The sequence below is a fragment of the Paenibacillus qinlingensis genome, assembly GCF_031455095.1.
Taxonomy (GTDB): Bacteria; Bacillota; Bacilli; order Paenibacillales; family NBRC-103111; genus Paenibacillus_E; species Paenibacillus_E qinlingensis_A.
The window spans coordinates 1-23550 of sequence record NZ_JAVDSB010000016.1; the positions used below are offsets into that span (position 1 = coordinate 1).

Genomic DNA, 23550 nt, shown 5'->3' on the forward strand with positions numbered 1-23550 from the left:
GAGAAAGAATTGCCAGTGCCTGCAAATACCAACATCGTCCGCGATGCAATTGTCCAACTCGGCAGCACATTTCGTCAAACGGAAAAGCCACTAAGACTTGTTGAATTTCTCGACGACCAAGGGCGTAAATACCGACTGGCAACGTCTTGTTTAGATCTAGATGCGACTGAGGTTGCGGAAATTTATCGCCAACGTTGGTTAATCGAATTGTTCTTTAAGTGGATGAAGCAACATTTGCGTCTGGTCAAACTGTACAGCTACGAACCGCAAGGTGTATGGAATCAGATTTTTCTAGCCCTGATCACATACGCAATCGCAATGCATATTCAGCTTGAAAGCGGAACAAAGCTGAGTTTGTGGGACGTACTGCAGTCGCTTCGATCTTGTTGGTATAAGACCTGGAATATTCTAGAAAATGAACTTTATCTACTACCCACTCGCAAATCACGAGGGCGACAGCAACGAGCTTCACCGATGGATAAAGAATCCCCGCGGTTACTTACGACAGTAGGAATCATGAAGCCAAGTAGTTTGAAGAAAAAAGGCAAATAGTAAAACTGTGTAATATCCAAAAATTGGATAACGCGTCTATTTTCTGATGCTCTAGACTTTTTGGCTCGTATGCAAAAAATTAACCTGTAAAATTTTTACATGCAGTATTTATCATGAACCATGTTAGCATTTTTGCAACGCTAGTGGATCGCATCATCTTATCTCGGGATTTTTCGCATTTTCATTGGTAATAAAGTGATGCGATAACGCTAATGTGATGAAAAACACCGGAAACTTCGATGTTGAAGCTAGTTAACGTTATGTCATAACGTTATTGTGCAATCGCTCGTTCAATAGAGTGGAATAGCGTTATCGCATAACGCACATGCCGTCCAGCCTCGTCAGACTAATACGCCAGCCCCACGCGACACCCCACGTACGTGCCATCTACCGCGACGCGGTAGGTGAACGCCGCGGTGTCGCCGACGGAGATGGACGTGCCGCCGTCCGGCAAAAAGTCGCGCTCCGCGCGGAACTGACCTTGCGCCTCGCCGTCGGGCAAATACGTTGGACACACGACAGTCCAACGTAGACCCGATGCTGCGAGCAGCGCCCACGCCTGGCGGTGCTCCTCGGCCGCGCGGGTCGAGGAGCGCCGTGTATCCGGCGCTTCAAACCGAAGCAGACCCGGGTGTTCCCGGCTCTGCAGGATGCCGGCTGTGCCGACGGTAACCACGCGGCTTACGCCGGCGGCCTTCATCGCCCCGATGAGCAGGGGCGTCGCCTCGGTCAGCACCGTGCCGCCGTCGGTGCCCAAGCAGCTCACGACGATGTCCACGCCGGGCATAGCACGCTCTAGATCCGCTGCGGAACAAGCATCACCTTGCAGCAAGGTGAGTCGATCAGGGCGCAGCGTGACTTTCTCGGTATTGCGTACGATGGCGGTGACCGTATGGCCATCCTGCAAAGCTTGGTCGAGTATGCGCCGCCCAACGCGGCCCGTTGCTCCTAATAGTAAAAAGTGCATCCTTGTGCTCCTTCGGTATGTAATCTCTTCCCACAGTATAACAAACAAAGTGTAGGATGTAGAAACCCCCAGCAACCTTTATAGGTGCGAGGGGGTTGTTTGCCTTCTCTAACTTCGATTACAGCTTAGCTACGAACGTAAATGAGATCGCACGTGTGAAAACAGTAGGGTTGTAAACCGTGATAACATAAACGGTGTCGGTTTGGTTGTAGAAACTTGTTGCATAAGCGGGCAAGGAGTTTTGATTGGAAATGAAGAATCCACCGCTTACAGGTTTGTAAGCTCCGCCTCTGAATGTGAAGGTGAAGTAAGTGTTGGGTGAGATGGTACGATTAAAAAAGAAACGTTGGAAGCCGTTGCCTAAATCTGTTTTACGATTCGCTTGTTTGGGTGTGGAAAAAGCTTTCACGATTCTTGCTTTTTTTACGCTCATTGGTCATCCCTCCTTCTATTTCTAATAAATGCTAGATTAATAGATTCTGCGTGGATGAATCTACCAGTTCATTCATATCAATTTGTAGTAGAGAGATTACGGGCTAATAGGTGCGTGCCTCAGACGGTTTGCCGCAGCGACTTGAACCGACGCATCGAATCCAGCATAATAGAAGGTATTGAGATTAAATGAAGACGGCATAGAAGGGAATTTCGCGGGCATGAGAATTAATAAGTTTATTAGTGAAACCGGCGTGTGTTCCAGGCGTGAGGCTGACAAGTGGGTTGAAGCGCGGCGTGTGACGATCAATGGTGAAATCGCTGGATTGGGTAGTGTAGTGGGACCAGGCGATGAAGTAAAGGTAGATGGTCGAGCGATCGGAGAGAAGAAGGAGCATGTCTATATTGCCCTCAACAAACCTGTAGGGATTACCAGCACAACGGAAGCGCATATTCAAGGGAATATCGTGGATTTCGTGGGGCATTCGGAGCGCATTTTTCCTATCGGTAGATTGGACAAGGACTCGGAAGGGCTCATCCTGTTGACGAATAACGGGGATATCGTGAATCAGATTCTCCGTGCAGAGAACAATCATGACAAAGAATATATTGTCACAGTTAATCGTCCAATCACGCAGATGTTTCTGCGGGGAATGGCAAGCGGTGTGCGTATTTTGGGCACGATGACGAAACCTTGTGAAATTGTACAAGTGAATGAACGTGTTTTTCGCATCATTCTTACGCAAGGTCTAAATCGTCAAATTCGTAGAATGTGCGAAGCATTTGGATACCGGGTAGTGCGACTCTATCGTGTTCGGATTATGCATATACATTTGGGGAATTTGAAAGTAGGCAAATGGCGAGATTTGACACAAGGCGAGTTGAAGGATTTAATGCAGACACTGAGTCATGAAAATGCGAAATCCGAACGGTAATTTGATGCCGAAAAGCCGTACTCACAAACACATGCAGGATCATTCGTCTAACGGATGTTCGAGCATGTGTTTTTTTATATTATTAATAAATTGTTAAGAAATTATATAGCGCTTACGCAACCTTTTTCCAAAATTCACCGTCAAGTTATATATAGCAATAGGACACGTCCAAGCAGCTGCTCGGTATGTGAATCCACATGTTGTATGGAGAACACTTAAGGAGGAAGATGACATTGAAATTATTAAAACAAGCAAGCACGATGGTACTGGCATCGACACTGCTGTTGACAGTTGCCCCGACTGGGGTGTGGGCGGATAATGCCACTGCTGCAGTAACGAACGCCATGACATCCCCAGCTTTCCCAGGCCAAATCGATACCTCGGCACTCGAAGCCAAAATAACCAAAGAACAAGCACTAGAACACGCGAAAGCTTACATAACACTGCCTGCTGACTATACCTTCCAATCGATCAGTTTAAATGCGTATTATGGCATGAATGGCCAAAACATTCCTACATGGAATATTAGCTATTCGAAAAAGGTGAAAGAACGCTTCTATGGCTCCGCTAATATTTCAATTAATGCCCTAGACGGAACGTTAACTTCCTATTCCCTGAATGACAATGATCCTGATCATAAGCCGACGTACCCGCCTAAGGTGGATTTTCAAGGTGCGAAAGATTTGGCAGCAGCCTTCGTGGCGAAAGTAAATCCTACGAAGCAAAAGGAGCTTATCTACGATGACTCCGTAGAAAAAGCCTTCCGCACACCACTTGACGGTAATTATCAATACAATATCCGCTATGATCGATCTGTAGGTGGAGTTCCTTTCTCAGCTAATGGTCTCAATGTCAACGTCAATGGTGACGGTCAAATTACGGGCTATGGGTACAACTGGGATGATAAGGTAACTTTTGATACAACAAGTACACCGATTACGAAGGAGAAGGCAATTGAACAATTCCGTGCCAAGACGGAACTGTCCTTGCAATATCAAATCCCGTATAACGCGCAAGGGAAGAGAATTCCGATTATTGCGTACTTGATGAACGGCTTTGCTTTGGATGCGGCAACAGGGGAAGTATGGAATCCGACTCCTAGCTTAAGCGGTGGGAATAAGCCTTTAACTGATAAACCCCTGGGAGCGAATCCACCAGCTAATTTGAATTTGACGAAAGAAGAAGCGGTTAAGAAAGTGGTATCGACGTTTAATCTATCCGCTGACTTCAAGCTGCAAGAAGCCAATTATAATGAATCGAAGAATCCTGAAACGGGCGAGACGACCTCGAGCTGGAATATGAGCTGGAACAAGTCAACGACGGATGCAACAGCTAGTGGGAAAATGATTGCGGGAAATAATGTTTGGGCGACTGTAAATAGTAAAACCGGGGCTATCATTAATTTTAACTTCTATGTGCCTTATAACAGTGAAACCGACAAGCCGATCGAGGGGAAAGTTTCTTTGGATGATGCGATTGCGAAAAGCACAGACTTCGTTAAAGCGCAGCTTCCTGCCTCTACAGATCAGCTTGTGCTGAGCGTTCAAAAAGAGTACTCCGAAGAAACGTTGAAACAGATGCGTACTTGGGAAATTAGCTACAAACGTGTCATTGACGGCGTTATTGTGGGTAATGAAGAGGTACGCGTAAGCATCGACCGTGTAACGGGAAGCATCTCGAGCTACTATGTCAACCTAAGCGATGTGGCGTATCCTACTCAAAAGCCTGAGGTTATTTCGATCGACAAAGCGAAGGAACTATGGTTGTCACAGTTCGATGTGAAGCTTGGCTATGTATTGGAAGGTAACGGATTCTATGGCCCTATGCCGATTGAGAAATACCGCGTAATGATGGCAGCAGGGGAGATTCCTATGTCAGCGGCAGCGAATGGCAAAGGAGAATCGAAAGCGAAGCTCGTCTATTCTCTCATTTCTAAAAATCCGAATCGCGATGGCGGTTTCCTTCTAGATGCGGCGTCCGGTCAATGGCGCAGTGCACAATCTGGCGAGGTTATTTCCTTGGATAAGGTTGTTGTAAGTGACATTGATAAGCACTGGGCGCAAAATGAACTTCAACTCATGCTTGATTATCAAGCCTTGGATGTGAAGGACGGTAAAGTAAATCCAGATCAAACGATCAAGCGCGGAGAGCTGGTCAAAATGCTTGTCATCGCCATGAATGGCGGCAACGGCGGCATCTATTATGGCGCAGAACGCGCGGCTTCCTTTGCTGATGTGAGCAATGGCTCTAAATATTTTGCCTATGTGGAAAATGCGGTTGATCGCGGGCTGCTTGACGTAGGAAAAGAGTTCAATCCGGAAGCTACGATGGATCGTGAAGCAATGGCGCAATTGATCGTGAAAGCGCTGGGGTATCACAGTCTGACGAAGTTCGATGGTGTATTTAACAATCAATTCGCAGATGCTGATAAACTGACGAACGTGGGCGATGCGGCTATCGTTGTTGGACTGAACATTATGTCGCTTAACGATGGTAACTTTGCACCTCAGGCAGAAGTGACGAAAGCACAGGCAGCCACCGCGTTCTACCGTTTCTTGCAAAAGAGATCCGAACTGCAGGAGAAGCCGCGGTACTACTATTAATAGTTAAACGAAATAGGGCTAACAGACGCAAAGACCTCTCGCAATTAATTTGGAGAGGTCTTAGTTTTTTTTATAGGAAGTGGTACGCTAGGCTTTTTTGAAAAATAAGACACACAATCGGCGATAGTGCTCCTTCATATGTTCTTTCGTATAGTTCTTCTCATTTTTGATATGGAAGTAGCCGATAGGTGAGATCGAACAGATGATGGTATGTGCGGCTAGATCAGGCTCTGGTTGCTGCTCAGGATCGGTCTCAATGGTTTCTTGGATAAGCTCGGATAATTGGTCACGAATGGTACGGTACATAGGAGATAAGAAGAAATTGGATTGATTATCATCACAGTTGAAATTCATTTTGGATGACATTTCAACAATGAGTTCTGCATTCGTTTCAATGGCATCAATCCAAAATCCCAAGATACCAGAGAGTCGATCTATAGGAGCGGCTTGTTTATGTTTGTCCAAATACTCTGTAATCTCTTGAATGAACTGTCTTCCATAATGCTGGAGGACATCAAAGCAGAGGTCTCCCTTATGGGCATACCTGCGGTATAACGTTGCTTGTCCGATGCCTGCTGTTTTGGCAATTTGATGCATGCTAACTGATTGAACACCGTGCTCATGAAAGAGTTGATTGGCCGTTTGTAGAATTAATTGGCGATTTTCCATGGCGTCCTTGCGTTCGTGACGAATGGACATTCTGTAACCACCTCGTAGAAGTAAATGTTAAGTTGTTCGTATTGACAAACAAAGCAAAGTTGGGTAGCATCATTACTGTAAACGGACATCTGTCCGTTTGCAACAATAGACACCACGAATTTCATAACTGTCACTATTGTAACGTGTAGATGATATACGGTCAACGACAGACAAAGAGAGAGAAATTAATCGGATGGAGGGATTACATGTCTTCACAAGCAACATCGAAAGAAACAGAAGCCCCGTTTTCAATGCGCAGCATTTTGGGGCCGCTGTTAGCGATTGTCGTAGGTATCTTTATGGTTATCTTGGATGGAACAGCAGTAAACGTTGCTCTTCCTAAGCTGCAAGAAGAATTCAATTTGTTGAACTTATCACTCGTTCAGTGGACGGTTATTGGTTACGCACTGGCACAAGCCGCGGTTATCCCGTTGGCAGGTTGGTTATCGGATCGTTTTGGCGCTAAGAAAATCTTCCTAATTTCCGTAGGTCTTTTCACAATAGGCTCTGGTCTATGTGCGCTGGCGAACTCGGTTGAAATGCTCATTACTTTCCGTATCATTCAAGGCTTAGGCGGCGGTGTCGTCGTGCCGATTGCGATGGCGTTCATTTATCGTCTATCTCCTCCAGGTAAAGTAGGGACTGTGATGGGGATGATGGGGATTCCGATCCTACTGGGTCCAGCACTTGGTCCTGTCGTTGCAGGTTGGTTAGTTGAGTATCACAGCTGGCAGTGGATTTTCCTTATTAATTTGCCGATTGGTGTTATTGGTATTATTTTAGGTATTCGTACATTGCCAAATATGCAGCGTCAAAGCGTTGCTTCTCTAGATTTGTTGGGTATGTTGTTAGGGCCTTTAGCTTTCGCAGCGCTTGTATATGGTGTTTCCAACGGTGGTATTGATCCGATTACGGGTAAATCCACATGGACAGATGCAGATACGCTGATTGGGTCTGGCGTTGGTGTCATTGCACTAGTCCTATTCATTATTGTTGAATTGAAACAGAAGAACCCGCTTTTGGAGCTTCGCGTATTTCGTTCTGGCAACTTTACGAAAGGAATTGTCGTGCAGTGGATTTCACAAATTGCGATGTTCGGTACGATGTTCCTTGTACCCCTTTTCTTACAGCAAGCACATGGGTACAGCCCATTGAAAACGGGATTGATCATGCTTCCGCAAGCCTTGGCTTCCGGTTTGTTCATGCCAATTGGCGGTAAGCTGTCCGACCGTTTCGGTGCTCGTCCGCTCGTTATTGCGGGGATGGTTCTTACAACGATTTCGGCATTGTTGCTTTCCAATATTTCGGGTGATTCCGGTGTAGGTACAGTTATGCTGCCACTTACGCTTCTGGGAGCGGGTATGGGACTATTCATGATGCCGCTGAACAATCACTTGATTCAATCGGCACCACAGAATTTGGTTGGTCGTGTAACGTCTTTGACGAACGCGGCACAGCAAGTTATGATGTCCTTCGCTATTGCCATCTTGATGACAATCTTCAGTACGAAATTTAAAGATTTGATGGTAGAGTCAGGCAAACAACAACCGGATGTAGGCTTATACGCTTCTGCTTTCGGACATACGTTCCTCATTTTGCTAGGTATCGCTATTGTTGGCGGTCTGCTTGGTTTGATGTTGCAGAAGCCTAAGAAAATTGAAGGCGAGTCTGGGAATACAGCTGAAATTCCAATGATGGTTGGTCATTAATCACTAGGGTTGGACGTATCCAGGAGCCGTTCCTCAAGGTCATTTGACTGCGAGGGGCGGCTTTTGTTCGTGAGGCATATCACGAACGTGAAAGCAGGTCGTACTCTCTGCGATATTTACGTACAGAACGCATCACATATGTTACAATACATGTTAAAACTTAATGGAAGCTTCAACAAAGAAAGGGTGTTCGAGAAAATGGTTGTTTCTGGTAAAGTAGGTTTGGAAGATATTATTAGAGCCAATCATGTGCTCAGCAAGGTGATCGAACCATCGCCGCTGCAACGCAATGAGCTGCTCTCTAGCCAGTATGAATGTAACGTGTACCTCAAACGTGAAGATATGCAAATCGTGCGTTCGTTCAAGATTCGCGGAGCTTACAATGTGATTCAGAGCTTAACCGAAGAGGAACGTGCAGCAGGGGTTGTGTGCGCGAGTGCAGGCAATCATGCGCAAGGCGTAGCTTATTCTTGTAAGCAGTTGGGCATCGAGGGCAAGATCTTCATGCCAACGACGACGCCGCGGCAGAAGATTTCGCAAGTGAAGCTGTTCGGAGGCTCGTTCGTGGAAGTCATCCTTGTTGGCGACTCCTTCGATGATTCTTCGACCCAGGCGAAAGCATACTGTCTGAAAGAAAATAAGGTGTTCATCCATCCGTTTGATGATGTTCGTACGATCGCTGGGCAAGGGACGGTTGGCCTAGAGATTATGAATCAGATGCCGGAAACACCAGATTTCATCTTTGCAACGATCGGTGGAGGTGGACTAGCTGCCGGAGTTGCGACGTATGTGAAGAGCGTGTCCCCTCGCACGCGCATTATCGGTGCAGAACCTGAAGGTGCAGCGAGCATGACGGAAGCACTGAAGCAGGGAGGCGTCGTAAAACTACCATCCATTGAGAAGTTTGTTGATGGTGCAGCCGTTGCGCAGGTAGGCGAGATGACATATGACATTTGTAAAGAAAAGTTAGAAGACATCGTCATCATTCCTTCTGGCAAAGAATGTACAACCATTCTAGAGCTCTACAATAGCAACGCGATTGTTATTGAGCCAGCCGGAGCGCTTCCAGTGGCCGCACTGGATGCTTATCGCGAACAAATCCGCGGGAAGAACGTCGTGTGTATTATCAGCGGCGGAAACAATGATATTGACCGGATGCAGCAAATTAAAGAGAGATCCCTGGTATACGAAGGATTAAAACATTATTTCATCTTGAATTTCCCACAACGCGCAGGAGCACTGCGTGAATTTTTAGAAGAAGTACTAGGACCTTCGGATGATATCACACGTTTCGAATATACAAAGAAGAATAATCGGGACGATGCGCCTGCTTTGGTAGGGATCGAGCTGAAAAATAAAGACGATTATGAAGGACTTATTGAGCGTCTTTCCCGCAAGGATTATGGTTATATCGAGATCAATAAGGATCCGAAACTTTTCAACTTACTGATCTAATATTTTATGACACGAGAGTGTCATAAAATTAACATAGAGCAATCTAGATTTTATTAACCACTGGTTGTATAATCAATAATTGGGGCTTGTAACCTATATTGTCGGGGAAAACAAAACGAAGATGTTAACTTGTGTGACATGACGAATTATGTGTAATCAATACAAGATTCGCTTTTCTGTTAGGAACCGAAGTGATACACTTAATTTGGAGTCAACTTACATAATTTAACTGGAACTGGTCACCCTAGAATGTGGGCTTCATAGTTTCAATTAAATGATGATACGATGGGGGTAAAATCGATGAAGAAGATGTTTTCAACAGTTCTGATGGCTGTAACGGTTTCTGCACTAGTGATTTCCGGTTGTGCCAAAAAAGAAGAGACAGGTTCATCCGCATCACCTGCAGCAAGTGCAGTAGCAAGTGACAACACAGGTAAAGACTTCAAAATCGGTATGGTTACAGATATCGGTGGCGTAAACGACAAATCCTTTAACCAAAGCGCTTGGGAAGGCTTGAATCTACTTAAGAAACAAACTAGCGCAAACGTGAAAAATCTTGAAAGTAAAAGTGACGCTGACTATACGCCTAACTTGAATCAATTCGTTAAAGATGGTTACAACCTGACTTGGGGTATTGGTTTCTTGATGGGTGACGCTGTTAAAACAGTAGCAACGCAAAACCCGAACGCGAAACTTGCGATTATTGATAACGTAGTAGAAGCTCCGAACGTTGAATCCGTTACTTTCTCCGAGCAAGAAGGTTCTTACCTTGTTGGTGTGGTAGCAGGTCTAACAACTAAAACGAATAAAATTGGTTTCGTTGGCGGTATCGATATCCCGGTTATCAAACGTTTTGAAGCTGGTTTCGTAGCTGGCGTTAAAGCAGTAAAACCAGATGCGAAAATTCAAATCAACTACACAGGTGCTTTCGACAAGCCTGATCTTGGTAAAGCAGCTGCAGCAACGATCTACAATGATGGCGCTGATATCATTTTCCACGCGGCTGGATCCACTGGTAACGGTGTGTTCAACGAAGCGAAAGATCGCGCGAAAAACGGTAAAAAAGTATGGGTTATCGGTGTAGATAAAGACCAATCCCTAGAGTTTGGTGATGAAGTTACACTAACATCCATGTTGAAACGTGTTGACTCTGCGGTACTTCGTGTATCCAAAGATGTAGTTTCAGGCAAATTCCAAGGTGGTAAAGTTGTTACTTTGGGTCTGAAAGATGATGGTGTTGGCCTTCCTGAAACATCCAAGAAGAACGTTTCCGCTGACATCTTGAAAAAAGTTGACGAGTACAAAGCCAAAATTATTAGCGGCGAAATCAAAGTTCCTGAAAAACCATAAGCGTCAAGCTGACGTTATTGGTAAGAACGATAGGTTTGCTTCTGTACAAACAAGGCTAGTTATACTAACTAGCCTTGTTCTTTAGTTTTAATGGGTATGGAATAATAAAAAATTGATCCTTAGGGTGATCTGATGAGTGAAGCAGTCCCAGTTGTTGAACTTCGTGGCATAACGAAACGATTTCCAGGCATTGTTGCTAATGATGCTATCAGCTTGAAGCTTAAAAAAGGCGAAATTCATGCCTTGCTTGGCGAGAATGGTGCTGGAAAATCAACACTAATGAATATTGTGTTCGGTCTATATCAGCCGGATGAAGGTAGTATTTTTGTACAAGGTAATGAGGTTTATATCGACAGTCCGAATCGAGCGATCGAGCTCGGCATCGGGATGGTCCATCAACATTTTAAATTGGTACAACCGTTTACAGTAACTGAAAATATCATTTTGGGGATGGAACCCAAACGTGGTATGAATGTGGATATTCGAACAGCACAAGATAAAGTGCGCAAGCTATCTGAGCAATATGGTTTACGTGTGGATCCAAAAGCCAAAGTTGAAGACATTTCGGTCGGTATGCAGCAGCGTGTCGAGATATTGAAAACGCTGTATCGCGGCGCCGATATTTTAATTTTTGATGAGCCTACAGCTGTACTAACGCCGCAAGAAATTAGTGAATTGATGGTCATTATGCGTAACCTTGTGAAAGAGGGCAAGTCCATTATTCTCATTACACATAAGTTGAAAGAAATTATGGAGATTGCCGATACGGTGACGATTATTCGTCGCGGAAAAGTGATTGATTCTTTGGCACGCGCCCAAGCGAATCCACAAATTCTAGCCGAGAAAATGGTCGGGCGCGACGTCTCTTTTAAAGTGAGTAAGGAAGCTGCGAAACTGGGTGAGCCTGTTCTCCAGGTTCAAGATTTGATGGTGCGCAATCAGCAAGGATTAGCTTCACTCAAAGGGCTTAATTTTGAAGTGAAAGCTGGCGAAATTCTGGGTATCGCAGGTGTAGATGGCAACGGTCAGAGTGAACTGATCGAGGCATTGACGGGCTTGCGTGCTGTAGATGGCGGCAAAGTGCTGCTCATGGGCAGCGATATTACAAATCAGACACCGCGTGAGATTTCAGAAGCCGGGCTATCGCATATTCCGGAGGATCGTCATAAACACGGGCTCGTGCTTGATTTTACAATGAGTGAAAATATGGTACTCGAAACGTATTTCCATCCTGCGTATAACAAAGGCGGTTTCCTGAGCTATGATGCCATTGATAAGCATGCAGAAGCGCTGATTAAGCAATTTGACGTGCGCACACCGAGTATTTATAACAAGGCGCGCTCCTTGTCCGGCGGTAATCAACAAAAGGCGATTATCGCGAGGGAAATACACAAGAACCCGAACCTGTTGATCGCGGCACAGCCGACGCGTGGTTTGGATGTGGGTGCGATTGAATTCGTTCATCGTATGCTGATTGAGCAGCGGAACAAAGGTAAGGCCGTTCTGTTGATTTCTTTTGAGCTGGATGAAATTATGAATGTTTCCGACCGTATTGCGGTTATCTACGAAGGACAGATTGTGGGCGAAGTGATGCCGCAGGATACGAACGATCAGGAGATCGGTCTGCTGATGGCAGGCAGCAAGTCTGCTCAGAAAGGAGCCCCTCATGAATAAAGTGGTTCGCATATTTACAAGTGAGTCAGCGGTCAACCCCCTTGTGGCGATTGTGCTGGGGCTGCTATTCGGAGCGCTTGTCATGCTGGCTGGTGGTTATAATCCGATTGCTGCGTATGGGGCATTGTTCTCACGTATTTTAGGAAGTCCATATGATATCGGTGAGTCGATACGGGCAATTACGCCCTTGATTCTTACGGGTTTATCCGTCGCTTTCGCCTTTCGTACAGGGTTGTTCAATATTGGTGCGGAAGGGCAGTTCGTGATGGGGATGACGGGGGCTACCTTTATTGGTGTCAAAATCCACGGCCTGCCGTGGATCATTCATGCTCCACTTGCGGTTATCGTTGGAGCTTTGGTTGGCGGACTTTGGGGCGCCATTGCCGGTTATTTGAAAGCGAAACGCGGCGTTAACGAAGTTATCACCACGATCATGTTGAACTGGATCTCGTTGTTCCTATCCAACTATATCGTGAACACCTTCCTTCTTGAGCCGAAGCAACAGCGTTCCTATATGATTCAAGACTCCGCGTCTCTAAGCATCGGTTGGTTGTCAGATGCGATGAACCACGCGAGGCTCCACTGGGGAACATTGATTGCCATTCTGGCAGCGGTCGTCTTTTACTTGATTCTGTGGAAAACGAAGCAAGGTTACGAGCTGCGTGCTGTAGGGCATAATATCGATGCTGCTAAATACGCGGGCATGAACGTGAATAAGAACATCATCAAAGCGATGTTTATCTCCGGGGTATTTGCTGGACTTGCTGGTGTGTTCGAGGTTCTCGGTGTATTCCATTATCAAGTGGTTGCGGCAGGTACGACAGGATATGGGTTCGACGGTATCGCGGTGTCCTTGCTCGGGGCCAACAATCCGATAGGTGTCGTGCTTGGTGCTATCCTGTTCGGTGGCTTATCATACGGTTCTGCGGGGATGAGCTTTGGTGCGGATGTACCACCAGAAATTATCCGTATTGTCATCGGATCGGTGATATTCTTTGTAGCTACCCAAGGTATAGTCAAATGGGTACTGATCCCGTTCTACGGCAAACGCAAGAAAGAGAGGGCTTCGTAATATGGACCTGCTCAGTATACTTAATGCGTTCTTCACGAAATTCAGTGAACTTATTAATACAACGCTGGTGTATTCCACAGCGCTTATCTTTGGAGCCTTAGGTGGTATTTACTCGGAGCGATCTGGTATCGTTAATATCGGTATCGAGGGTCTGATGGTTTCCGGGGCATTCGCTTCGGCGGTAGGTACTTACTATGCGGAAGAAGCGAACATGGGTATCTGGTCTCCGTGGATTGGACTCTTGTGTGCATTCCTATTCGCACTGATCTTCGCCTTGATCCATGCGGTTGCGACGATTTCGTTCAAAGCGAATCAAGTGATCAGCGGCGTGGTTATCAACTTCTTGGCAGCTGGCGTAACGTTGTACTTGGTGAAAGTATTGTTCAATGGTGCGGGTCAAACTGAAACCTTGAATGATGTATTCTCCAAATGGGAAATTCCGCTGCTATCCAAGATTCCATATATCGGCTATGCATTCTTTACGGCGTATCCAACGACGTATATCGCGTTAATACTGGTTTTCGTAACATGGTATGTGTTGTTCAAAACACCGTTCGGTCTGCGCCTACGAGCTGTTGGTGAGCATCCGAGTGCCGCTGATACCGTTGGGATTAAAGTGAAACGCATCCGTTATTTCGCTGTTTTGATCAGTGGTCTTCTAGCGGGACTTGGCGGAGCAACGATTACCTTAACGACTACAAGCGCGTTTTCGCATAACACGATCTCGGGTCAAGGCTTTATTGCCATGGCGGCGATGATTTTCGGCAAATGGCATCCATTTGGCGCGCTGGGCGCCGCGGTATTCTTCGGAATGGCGCAAGCGCTCAACAATTTTATGCGATTGTTCGATTTCTCCAAAGACATTCCGCAGGAATTCCTTTACATGTTGCCTTACGTACTGACAATCCTTGTATTGGCGGGGGCCGTGGGCCGTGCGAAAGCACCGTCAGCACTTGGTGAGCCGTACGATCCAGGTAAGAGATAGATCGATGAATTAAAGAGCACCATCATGGGAGTGTGATCCTGTGGTGGTGTTTTTTTTGTCTATAAGAGCAGGTTGATGAGCAGTTCTTTCTTGAACACTTGAACACCACCCTGACTACCCCGAATACCCGCCACCAAGCGAATAACTGGAAATTATACAGCTAATTTAGCTTAAATACTCACTTTTTTCTGATTAAATGTAAAATGTACATCTAATTCTGAACAATATACGCAAATGTAACTTAAATTGCATAATTAACTACATATTTTCCATTTATATTAATTTTGGAGTGAATTACTAAAGAAATAGATGGAGCTTTTCCAGCTATTTACTAGAATTCTAGAGTGTTAATAGTCGGACAGGTGTGTATCAAGAGAAATGGATAACCTGCTAATGTCGCTTTTTGAAGGAAAATGTCGAAATGAGTCTGAATTTCTAATTTAGTCAGCCATAGTATACACAAATAGAGAAAAGCAACTAGCATGTAGGAGGAGTAAGAGAAAATGAAAATGGAAAAAGGAAGGAATGTAAAAGAGTGGATAAAGTCTCTCTCTTTTACTTCGTTCAGAACAAGAATGACGATTTTGTTTTTAGTTATCGCGTTGGTACCGATGTTATTTAGTACTATCTTTTCATCCTACTATTTGAAGAGTGTGGTGAAAGATGAAGTTCACTCCAAGGAAGAGAGTATCCTGAAGGCAAATGTGACGGCTATCGACTATTCAATTGAGCGTCAAATCGCTATTCTGAAAGAAATGATGAAATATGAAGAGATCAAGAGTGGGAATGAAAAGGAAATTGTAAAAATTCTACTCAAATTCGAACAAGCTAACAAAGACGTCGAACAGTACGTCTATGTGAACAAAGATGAAATCGCGCTGACCTCAGCCGGACAGAAAATTCCTGTATCTGATCGTGATTACATCAAACAAGCTAAAGAAACGAAAAAGCCGGTGAGCACGGATCTCATCGTCAGTAAGTCAACAGGGAATAACATTGTAGTTCTATTTGTCCCGATGCTGGATGATAAGCAGAATTTTATTGGCGGGATGTTCACTCCGCTGTCTACGGGTAATCTGAATGTGTATACCAATACGATACAAATTGGAGCTACAGGGTACGGCTACTTAATGTCGCCGAGCGGTGGACTTTTAACCTATCCGGGTAAAGAGCATGCAGGAAAAAACATTGCAGATGTGCTTCCAAAGTCGGAAGTAGCGAAATTGCAAGAGACGGTGTTGAAAGAAAAGAGTGGAACCTTTAGCTTCAAAGGTGATGATGGTATTGCCCGAGGAATCAGCTTCGATACGATCCCATCCACAGGTTGGCGCTTGGTCACCAACATGGTAGATTCCGAAGTCTATGGCGCGGTAGAAACGGCGAAGGAAGTATCCATTTGGCTGGCTGTGATCACAACGATTGTTGTAGCTGCCATTGCCTTGCTAGTTTCTACAGCGACCACGAAACCAATTCTAGCGATTACAGAAGCTGTGAAGAAGATGGCACAGGGTGATCTAACACCACGTCTGACAATCAAACGCAGTGATGAACTAGGCCAACTTGGCACGAATATGAATCAGATGCTAGACTCGTTCTCGGAGATCGTAGGCAAAGCCAGTTTAACCGCGGAGCAACTAGGAGCCTCATCGGAAGAGCTAACCGCTGCAGCAACAGAGTCCGTCGGTATTTCCAATCGTATCGTGGAATCGATGCAAGAGGTGTTCAATGCGAGTGAAGGTCAACTGATGGGGGCTGAGCAAACGTCGATCGCGATGGGCGAAATGGCAGTAGGCGTTCAGCGGATTGCGGAATCTTCGGCGGTTGTGACAGAAGCTTCGCATACATCCATGATGGAAGTACAGCAAGGGAGCATTGCTATTCATCAGGCTGTTGAACAAATGAAGTTCATTAATGACTCCGTTGGCAAATCGGCAGAAGATATGAGAGTACTTGAAGCCTATTCGCAAAAAATTGGCGAAATCGTCTCGGTCATCACCGAGATTGCCAATCAAACGCAGCTCTTATCGCTGAATGCGTCGATCGAGGCCGCTCGTGCCGGAGAGCAGGGGCGCGGCTTTGCCGTCGTTGCAAATGAAGTGAAGAAGCTCGCTGAGCAGTCATCCTCGTCGGCGAAAGATATTTCAGAGCTGATTCGCGAAGTCCAATCATCGACAACGCGAGCGGTACAAGCGATGAACAGTGGTGTGAAGGATGTAGAGAAAGGATCCGAGTTGATTGATGAAGCAGGTCAAGTCTTTAATCGGGTGACCGTTGCGTTCCAAGAAATCTCTGACCAAATCCAAGAGGTGTCTGCAGCTTCGCAGGAAATGTCGGCTGGAACCGAAGAAGTATCCGCATCCATGAGCGAAATTGTCTCGATGACGAAAGCTTCTCACGAGCATGGTCAAGGCATCTCGCAAGGCTCCGAGAAACAGCTGGCGGCTATGGAAGAAATATCTGCTTCTGCAGAAGATTTAAGTCATATGGCGCAGGAATTGCAAGAATCACTTTCGCGGTTTAAAACGCGCTAATCGTATACCTTTTATGAACAGTAATAGGTAATGAATGTTAAGTAAATTAGAGGGTCAATCAGGAAATTCTGATTGGCCTTTTTCAACTAGAAAGGAGATCATTATGCTATAATCGGTGATGAGGGGTGAATATTGATGAAAGCGGTTACGTGGATGGGGTCGATATGGACTTTTATCATCATCATTGCTGTGCTAATAGCCGTTATAGGAACGAACTTCTATCAGATGTTTGCTCTGAAGGGGACGATTGATCATGTTAAGACGAATTGGATGCCGAGTATTGCGAGAATTGTAGAGATGCAGGACATCATCACACAGGAAAGAATTCTTTTGCATAAGTTGTTGCTTGAAACCGACAAAGATGTACTTTTCACAGTGATTACCTCTTACATGGAAGCCAAGAGACAGTTTGATGAGAAATATCTTAACTATAGTTCTTTCATAAATTCTGAGGATGAGAGACGAATTTACAAGGAAGTCGGAGATAAGGCTGTAGACTATCTGCAAAAAGGGCAACTTATCATCGATGCCGTTCAATCTGGTGATTATGCTAGGGGGAAAAGCTTGTTGGACAAGCTTACACCGAATAGAGAGCAAGCAGATGCCAGTTTGCAGCAGTGGATCACGTATAATTTGACGGGAACACAGCGGGATGTAGATCGAACCTCGAATCAGCGCGAATTGGTTCTTTGGATGGCGAGTATTTTTACACTGGTAGCAATTGCGATCGGGATGGCTCTTTCGTTGCAGACACGAGAGGTGCGAAGGAAAGGCGAGCAGAGGCTGATGAAAGAGAAAGAGAAAGCCCAAAGCTATCTCGATCTCGTCGATGTCATGATTGTGGTGCTGGACCGAGACTGCAAGATTGAACTGTTGAATCGAAAAGGCTGCGCCATGTTGGGCTATGAAGAAGCCGATATCATCGGTAAGAATTGGTTTGAGATTTGTGTACCCAAGCATCATTGGGAAGAGCGGAAGCGATATTATCAAAGCATCATGGACGGTGTACCGGCGAGGGATTACTACGAGTTAGCGATCACCATTAGCTCAGGAGAAGAACGTCTTCTTGGATGGAATAATAACTTGATTTGGAAAGAGACAGGAGAAATTGGTGGAGTGATTCTTGCGGGTGTGGATATTACGGAACGCAAGCAAGCCGAAGAGACGCTGAATCAGTACAAAGAGCATCTTGAAGTATTGGTGGAAGAACGTACATCCGAACTGGAAAGCAAGAATCTCTTGCTCGCGGATGCCAAAGAATCCGCTGAATCTGCTAATCGTGCGAAGAGTGAATTCCTTGCTAATATGAGTCATGAAATTCGAACACCGATGAACGCAATTATCGGACTGAATTATTTATTGCAACAAACGGATTTAACAGAGAGGCAGAAGGATTACGTCGAAAAGACGGTGCTTTCAGCCAAAAGCTTGCTGACGATCATCAGCGATATTCTTGATTTCTCGAAAATAGAGGCGAAGAAGATTGTGCTCGAGCGCATTGATTTTGATTTATATGAAATTATGAGCAATATTTCGAATATTATCGGATTTTCGTTGTATGAAAAAGGGTTAAAGCTTCACTTCTCCATTCATCATGAAGTACCTCAAGTCTTGAACGGCGATCCGTTCCGGTTGAATCAAGTCCTGCTCAATTTGGTGAATAACGCTTTGAAATTTACAGATGAAGGCGAAATTGCCATTTCGGTAGATGTTGCATCACAAGATGCTAGCGGAGTTTCACTGCGATTTGAAGTAAGGGATACAGGGATTGGGATGACACCCGCGCAGCAAGCGTTATTGTTCCATGGCTTCACACAAGCCGACATGTCAACAACTCGTAAATACGGGGGGACAGGCCTTGGGCTAGTCATCAGCAAGAGTATCGTAGAGTTAATGCAAGGGGAGATCCATGTAGAGAGCAAGTTGGGCAGAGGAAGCTCCTTCTTTTTTACGGTGAAATTCGATGTGGGTTCAGAGCACTTATTCAGCGCTCCAATAGCCTCATATTTGAAGTTCCTGCGTGTTCTTCTCATCTGTGATGACCAGGAGATGCGTCTTGTGCTGAAGAATCAGCTGGAGCAGTTCCAATTTATCGTCAATGACGTGGATTCGGCTCAAAGTGCGATTGAACGAATCAGCACCAATGGTCGCTATGATTTAGTTATCATCGATTGGAAGCTTCAAGATGAGAAAGCGCACGCCTTGGCGGAGCGAATCAAACTAGAGTACGCGACACCTGTCCAAGTCATCGTACTTATCAGTTCCTATCATGAGTCCGAGCTTCAACTGAAGTCACAGTCGACATCAGTGAAAAAGGTCCTCTATTACCCAATGAGCCAATCACAGCTGTATAACCAAATTACGAACCTATTCCAAGAGCAAATGCAGATAAAGTCCGCATCGCCACAACGTGAGAATGAAAGCAAAAAACTGCATATCCTCCGGAACACGGAGGTTTTGTTAGTAGAAGATAACGAAATTAATCAGCAAGTAGCGCAGGCTATTCTTCAGGAAATGGACATTCATGTAGATTTAGCAGAGAATGGCGTCGAAGCATTGAAACGGACGGCGACGAAGCAATACGACGCCATATTGATGGATTTGCAGATGCCTTTGATGGATGGTTTTGAGGCAACGAGAAATATTCGAGATTACGATCAAGAGACACCGATTATTGCGATGACGGCTGACGCCATGCAAGGAATCAAAGAGCAGGTCATGGCAGCCGGCATGGATGCCTATATTTCGAAGCCTTTTGAACCTATTCAATTGTTCAGTGTTTTGCAGCGAATGATTCAGAGCTCGCGCGGAAAAAGTTATGCTGAAGTCGCAGCGGCGAAGCAAATCGAGGAGATGCCTGCCTTGAACGCGGCGGAGGCCCTTCAGCGCCTAGGACAAAATAGCAACCTCTACGAGCGGATATTGCATAAGTTTGTTGCGAATCACGCGAACGCGATAGAGGGGATTCGAGAAGCGATTACAAAAGAAGACTTTCCTGAAGCGTTGATGCTTGCTCATACGTTGAAAGGCGTGGCTTCTAACATCGGAGCAACCCCGCTCAGTCATACCGCGGATGAGCTTCAGACCAACATTCATCAAGGTTCTGTTGGCGTGTTGGAGGGGCTTATGGTAACGGCAGAGGGTAGGCTGCACCAGGTTAATCAGGCCATTGAAACCTATTTGGCAGCGAAAGCTCTCGACAAATAACGAACTAGACTAACGCTAACTTCACAAACAGCGGTGACTAAGGATGAGCAAATAAAGTCCTTAGCTACCGCTGTTTTTGTTGCGTTTATCTTCCTGAATCAGAGTGATTTGATATGATTTCGATACTCGCTCGGCGAGACCCCGTACCAACGCTTAAACTGCTTGGAGAAGTATAAGGGATCATAGAATCCGACGGAAGCAGCGATCTGCTCGATCGTGAGCTCCAGTCGTTCTCGCAGCAGCAAACGCGCTTTATCCACACGCAGTTTGAGCAAAAACGTGACAGGCGTCACTTGGGTATGTTTTTTGAACATCCGCGATAAATACGCACGATTATAACCCAAACTTTCGGCGAGCATTTCAATCGTGATGGGTTCCGCATATTGGGTGGATAAATAGTGAATCGCTTGCTGCACGATGCGGTCGCTTTCATCTTCTGTGATGAGTCCTGCAATCGTGGGGGCAGATAGAGCTTCGCAGTATTCACCGAGCAATAAGCTGAGGTACCCGGTTGCCTTGAGCTGCGCGTTGCTTTTCTTGGATTTGAGCGCCTGTTGAATCTGACGATAAAGCACAGGCATATGCCGGTTGCGCGAGATATGGATGATCGGGTTGGCAGGCGTGAGGCCCGCCTCACTGACGAGCTTCGCTGCTTGGGTGCCCGTAAAGGCGATCCAGCAATAATGCCAAGGATCGAGCTCATCCGAGACGTAGCTAATGAGTTGCTCCGGTTCAATGACAAAGCTGTCGCCAGCGCCAATGGCATACTCTTCACCATGTGAGGAGAATACACCGCGACCCGATATGACATAATGAATTAAGTGGTAGTCATAAACTTTCGGTCCTAGTCGATGTTCAGGCTTAGTCTGACTTTCCCCTGCAAATAATACCGTAAAGTCGCTGTTCCCAGCTGGTAAAGGGTTCGATACAACGTAATAGCTATAGTTCCTACCCATCTCGTATCCACATCTCCGTTCGTGTCTTTCGTTCCTTTCACTGTATCATAAAATCCACATAAAACGGAATTTGTAAATCACATTTTTCCATGTGGAAATAACATGCCTCCATAGCCAATCACCGGCGTATCTTTTATACTTAAACTATGAGAAAGCTCAATTAAAACTTTTACCAATACCTTTAAAGGCGGTGCCACACATGGCAGATTTGCAAGCTCTAAAAGACACGTTTATTGAAATTTACGGAGAAACAGCCCCGAAAATATCAGCATTTCACGCTCCAGGTCGCGTGAATTTGATCGGCGAGCATACGGATTATAACGGTGGTTATGTTTTTCCGGCAGCTTTGACGTTCGGAACGACCTTGCTCATTCGTCCAAGACAAGATCGTGTAATCGGCTTTGCGTCTACCAACTTGGCACTTCGCAAACAAATTTCCATAGACGACTTGTCCTACCAAGAAGAGGATGATTGGATTAATTATCCGAAAGGAATCTTTGTTCACTTGGCGAAGGCAGGCTTTCCAGTGACACAAGGCTATGACCTTTTGTTCCACGGTGAAATTCCGAATGGTGCAGGGCTTTCCTCCTCGGCTTCCATCGAAGTTGTGACAGCTTTCAGCTTACTGACACTTGAGAAATATCCGGTGGATACAGTCAAAATCGCGCTGCTCGCACAAGAAACAGAGAACCAATTCGTTGGCGTAAATTGCGGCATCATGGACCAATTCGCTGTAGCGAATGGTAAGAAAGATAACGCGATCCTCTTGATGTGCGATACGCTCGAGTATCGTCATGTTCCTTTTCAAAGCGGCAACTATAAGCTTGTGATCGGTAACACGAATAAACGTAGAGGTCTCGTCGACTCTGCTTACAATGAAAGAAGAAGCCAATGTGAGCAGGCCGTTACCTATTTGCAAAAGCAATTCCCAGACATCACGCTGCTTGGTCAACTGAACCTAGAGCAGTTTAACGAATATAAACACCTTATCCCAGACGAAACCGTTCGCCGCAGAGCGGAGCATGTTGTGGAAGAGATTGACCGCGTTTTGAAATCTATCGAAGTGCTTGAAAAGAACGACCTTGAATCCTTTGGCAAGCTGATGATCGCCTCTCACGATTCCCTTCGTGACCTGTATGAAGTAACGGGCTTGGAGTTGGATACCATGGTTGCAGCAGCGTTGAAAGTACCAGGTGTGCTTGGGGCGCGGATGACGGGTGCAGGCTTCGGTGGTTGTACAGTTTCCTTGGTGCATGAAGACAGCGTTCAAACATTTATCGATCAAGTAGGCGCGGAATATACGGGAATTACAGGGCTTACACCAAGCTTCTACGTGTGTGATATTGGCAACGGTGTAGAGCAACTTGAGGAGGCGTTGTAAATGGCAATTCTAGTTACAGGTGGAGCGGGCTATATTGGATCGCATGCGGTAGCAGAGCTTCTGGCCAAAGGCGAGGAAGTTGTCATCGTCGATAACTTGCAGCAAGGTCACAAGGACGCGGTGCTTGGCGGCAAACTTTATGTTGGCGATCTACGCGACAGCGAGTTCATGGATACGGTTTTTACTGAAAATAAAATTGATGCCATCATTCACTTTGCAGCGAATTCACTCGTTGGTGAGAGCATGACCAATCCGGCAAAATACTACCATAATAACGTGTATGGAACCCTTTGTTTACTTGAAAAAATGACGCAATACGGCGTAAAACGCATCGTATTCTCCTCGACGGCTGCTACGTATGGCGAGCCTGAGAATATCCCGATCCTTGAAAGCGATCGTACCTTGCCGACCAATACGTATGGCGAGACGAAGCTGGCGATGGAAAAAATGATGAAATGGTTCGATACTGCGCATGGTATCAAATATGTATCATTAAGGTACTTCAATGCAGCTGGCGCGCATGCAGGCGGCAAAATCGGTGAAGACCACAGCCCGGAAACGCATCTGATTCCGATTATTTTGCAAGTAGCGTTGGGCCAACGCGCGCATATCTCGATCTTCGGTGAAGATTACGCAACCGAAGACGGAACTTGTGTCCGTGACTACATCCACGTCAGCGATCTAGCGAGCGCACACGTGCTTGCGGTAGAGAAGCTGCGCGGTGGTGCGGACAGCAACATCTACAACCTTGGCAACGGCACAGGATTCTCGGTGAAACAAGTGATCGATATCGCACGCAAAGTCACAGGCCATACGATCCCTGCGGTTGTTGAGCCTCGTAGAGCTGGCGACCCAGCAACGCTAATCGCATCGTCAGAGCGCGCAAGAGCGGAGCTTGGCTGGAAGCCAGCTTTAGATTCTTTGGAAGCGATCATCGAGAGCGCGTGGAACTGGCACCAGAAGCACCCGAAGGGGTATGCAGCGGAAGTTAAGGCTTAATTTAGGAAACTGAACTCAAGCCCCCAAATTCCTGCAAAAGTGC

The 23550-nt window shown here is 45.8% G+C and carries 18 protein-coding genes; 13 read left to right on the plus strand and 5 right to left on the minus strand.

Annotated elements, in window-relative coordinates:
* On the plus strand, positions 1 to 552 hold a 552-nt coding region (locus J2736_RS27610; protein WP_310501803.1), incomplete at its 5' end, for a transposase.
* Positions 553 to 898: 346 nt separating this feature from the next.
* On the opposite strand, the gene J2736_RS27615 is transcribed toward J2736_RS27610, so the two are convergent.
* The 3 genes from J2736_RS27615 to J2736_RS27625 all read right to left on the minus strand — a co-directional run bounded on the left by J2736_RS27615 (position 899) and on the right by J2736_RS27625 (position 2174).
* Positions 899 to 1519, minus strand: a complete 621-nt coding sequence (locus tag J2736_RS27615) for an NAD(P)-dependent oxidoreductase (protein ID WP_310501804.1) — start codon at positions 1517 to 1519, stop codon at positions 899 to 901.
* 118 nt (positions 1520 to 1637) lie between these two features.
* Entirely contained in the window at positions 1638 to 1952 is a 315-nt protein-coding gene (locus J2736_RS27620; protein WP_310501805.1) for a hypothetical protein, read from the minus strand.
* Positions 1953 to 2048: 96 nt separating this feature from the next.
* Positions 2049 to 2174: a hypothetical protein gene (locus J2736_RS27625; protein WP_310501806.1), complete on the minus strand. Its 126-nt coding sequence runs from the start codon at positions 2172 to 2174 to the stop codon at positions 2049 to 2051.
* Between J2736_RS27625 and rluF the strand changes: the two genes are divergently transcribed.
* Together rluF and J2736_RS27635 are read left to right on the plus strand one after the other, a co-directional pair.
* A complete protein-coding gene (rluF, locus tag J2736_RS27630) occupies positions 2173 to 2886 on the plus strand; it encodes a 23S rRNA pseudouridine(2604) synthase RluF (protein ID WP_310501807.1) in 714 nt (237 codons plus the stop codon). The genes J2736_RS27625 and rluF overlap by 2 nt on opposite strands.
* 233 nt (positions 2887 to 3119) lie before the next feature.
* A complete protein-coding gene (locus J2736_RS27635; RefSeq protein WP_310501808.1) occupies positions 3120 to 5489 on the plus strand; it encodes an S-layer homology domain-containing protein in 2370 nt (789 codons plus the stop codon).
* A gap of 87 nt (positions 5490 to 5576) precedes the next feature.
* Here the strand turns inward: J2736_RS27635 and J2736_RS27640 are convergent, their stop codons facing one another.
* Positions 5577 to 6188 carry a TetR/AcrR family transcriptional regulator gene (locus tag J2736_RS27640; RefSeq protein ID WP_310501809.1) on the minus strand — a complete coding sequence of 204 codons (612 nt, stop codon included), beginning with the start codon at positions 6186 to 6188 and terminating at the stop codon, positions 5577 to 5579.
* 206 nt (positions 6189 to 6394) lie between these two features.
* Here J2736_RS27640 and J2736_RS27645 point away from each other — a divergent pair, with 206 nt between their 5' ends.
* The 8 genes from J2736_RS27645 (at position 6395) to J2736_RS27680 (ending at position 20171) form a co-directional block, all read left to right on the plus strand.
* Entirely contained in the window at positions 6395 to 7897 is a 1503-nt protein-coding gene (locus J2736_RS27645) for an MDR family MFS transporter (RefSeq protein WP_310501810.1), read from the plus strand.
* Positions 7898 to 8095: 198 nt separating this feature from the next.
* Positions 8096 to 9352, plus strand: coding sequence for a threonine ammonia-lyase IlvA (gene ilvA, locus J2736_RS27650; protein ID WP_310501902.1), 1257 nt, complete (start codon positions 8096 to 8098; stop codon positions 9350 to 9352).
* A 300-nt stretch (positions 9353 to 9652) separates the two neighbouring features.
* Entirely contained in the window at positions 9653 to 10702 is a 1050-nt protein-coding gene (locus J2736_RS27655) for a BMP family lipoprotein (protein ID WP_310501811.1), read from the plus strand.
* A 132-nt stretch (positions 10703 to 10834) separates the two neighbouring features.
* Positions 10835 to 12376: an ABC transporter ATP-binding protein gene (locus J2736_RS27660; protein ID WP_310501812.1), complete on the plus strand. Its 1542-nt coding sequence runs from the start codon at positions 10835 to 10837 to the stop codon at positions 12374 to 12376.
* On the plus strand, positions 12369 to 13448 hold the full coding sequence (locus J2736_RS27665) for an ABC transporter permease (RefSeq protein WP_310501813.1): 1080 nt from the start codon (positions 12369 to 12371) through the stop codon (positions 13446 to 13448). The genes J2736_RS27660 and J2736_RS27665 overlap by 8 nt, the downstream gene beginning before the upstream one ends.
* 1 nt (position 13449) lies before the next feature.
* The gene (locus J2736_RS27670) at positions 13450 to 14433 is read left to right on the plus strand and encodes an ABC transporter permease (protein WP_310501814.1); all 984 of its coding nucleotides are present in this window, start codon (positions 13450 to 13452) and stop codon (positions 14431 to 14433) included.
* 503 nt (positions 14434 to 14936) lie between these two features.
* Entirely contained in the window at positions 14937 to 16964 is a 2028-nt protein-coding gene (locus J2736_RS27675; RefSeq protein WP_310501815.1) for a methyl-accepting chemotaxis protein, read from the plus strand.
* Between the two features lie 135 nt (positions 16965 to 17099).
* Positions 17100 to 20171: a response regulator gene (locus tag J2736_RS27680; RefSeq protein WP_310501816.1), complete on the plus strand. Its 3072-nt coding sequence runs from the start codon at positions 17100 to 17102 to the stop codon at positions 20169 to 20171.
* A gap of 98 nt (positions 20172 to 20269) precedes the next feature.
* Here J2736_RS27680 and J2736_RS27685 read toward each other — a convergent pair whose 3' ends face one another.
* Positions 20270 to 21127, minus strand: coding sequence for an AraC family transcriptional regulator (locus J2736_RS27685; protein ID WP_310501817.1), 858 nt, complete (start codon positions 21125 to 21127; stop codon positions 20270 to 20272).
* Positions 21128 to 21326: 199 nt separating this feature from the next.
* On the opposite strand from J2736_RS27685, the gene J2736_RS27690 reads away from it, so the two are divergent.
* Both J2736_RS27690 and galE read left to right on the plus strand, forming a co-directional pair.
* Positions 21327 to 22508 carry a galactokinase gene (locus J2736_RS27690; protein WP_310501818.1) on the plus strand — a complete coding sequence of 394 codons (1182 nt, stop codon included), beginning with the start codon at positions 21327 to 21329 and terminating at the stop codon, positions 22506 to 22508.
* Positions 22509 to 23507 carry a UDP-glucose 4-epimerase GalE gene (gene galE, locus J2736_RS27695; protein WP_310501819.1) on the plus strand — a complete coding sequence of 333 codons (999 nt, stop codon included), beginning with the start codon at positions 22509 to 22511 and terminating at the stop codon, positions 23505 to 23507. It begins immediately after the preceding gene.
* Positions 23508 to 23550: the final 43 nt, after the last annotated feature.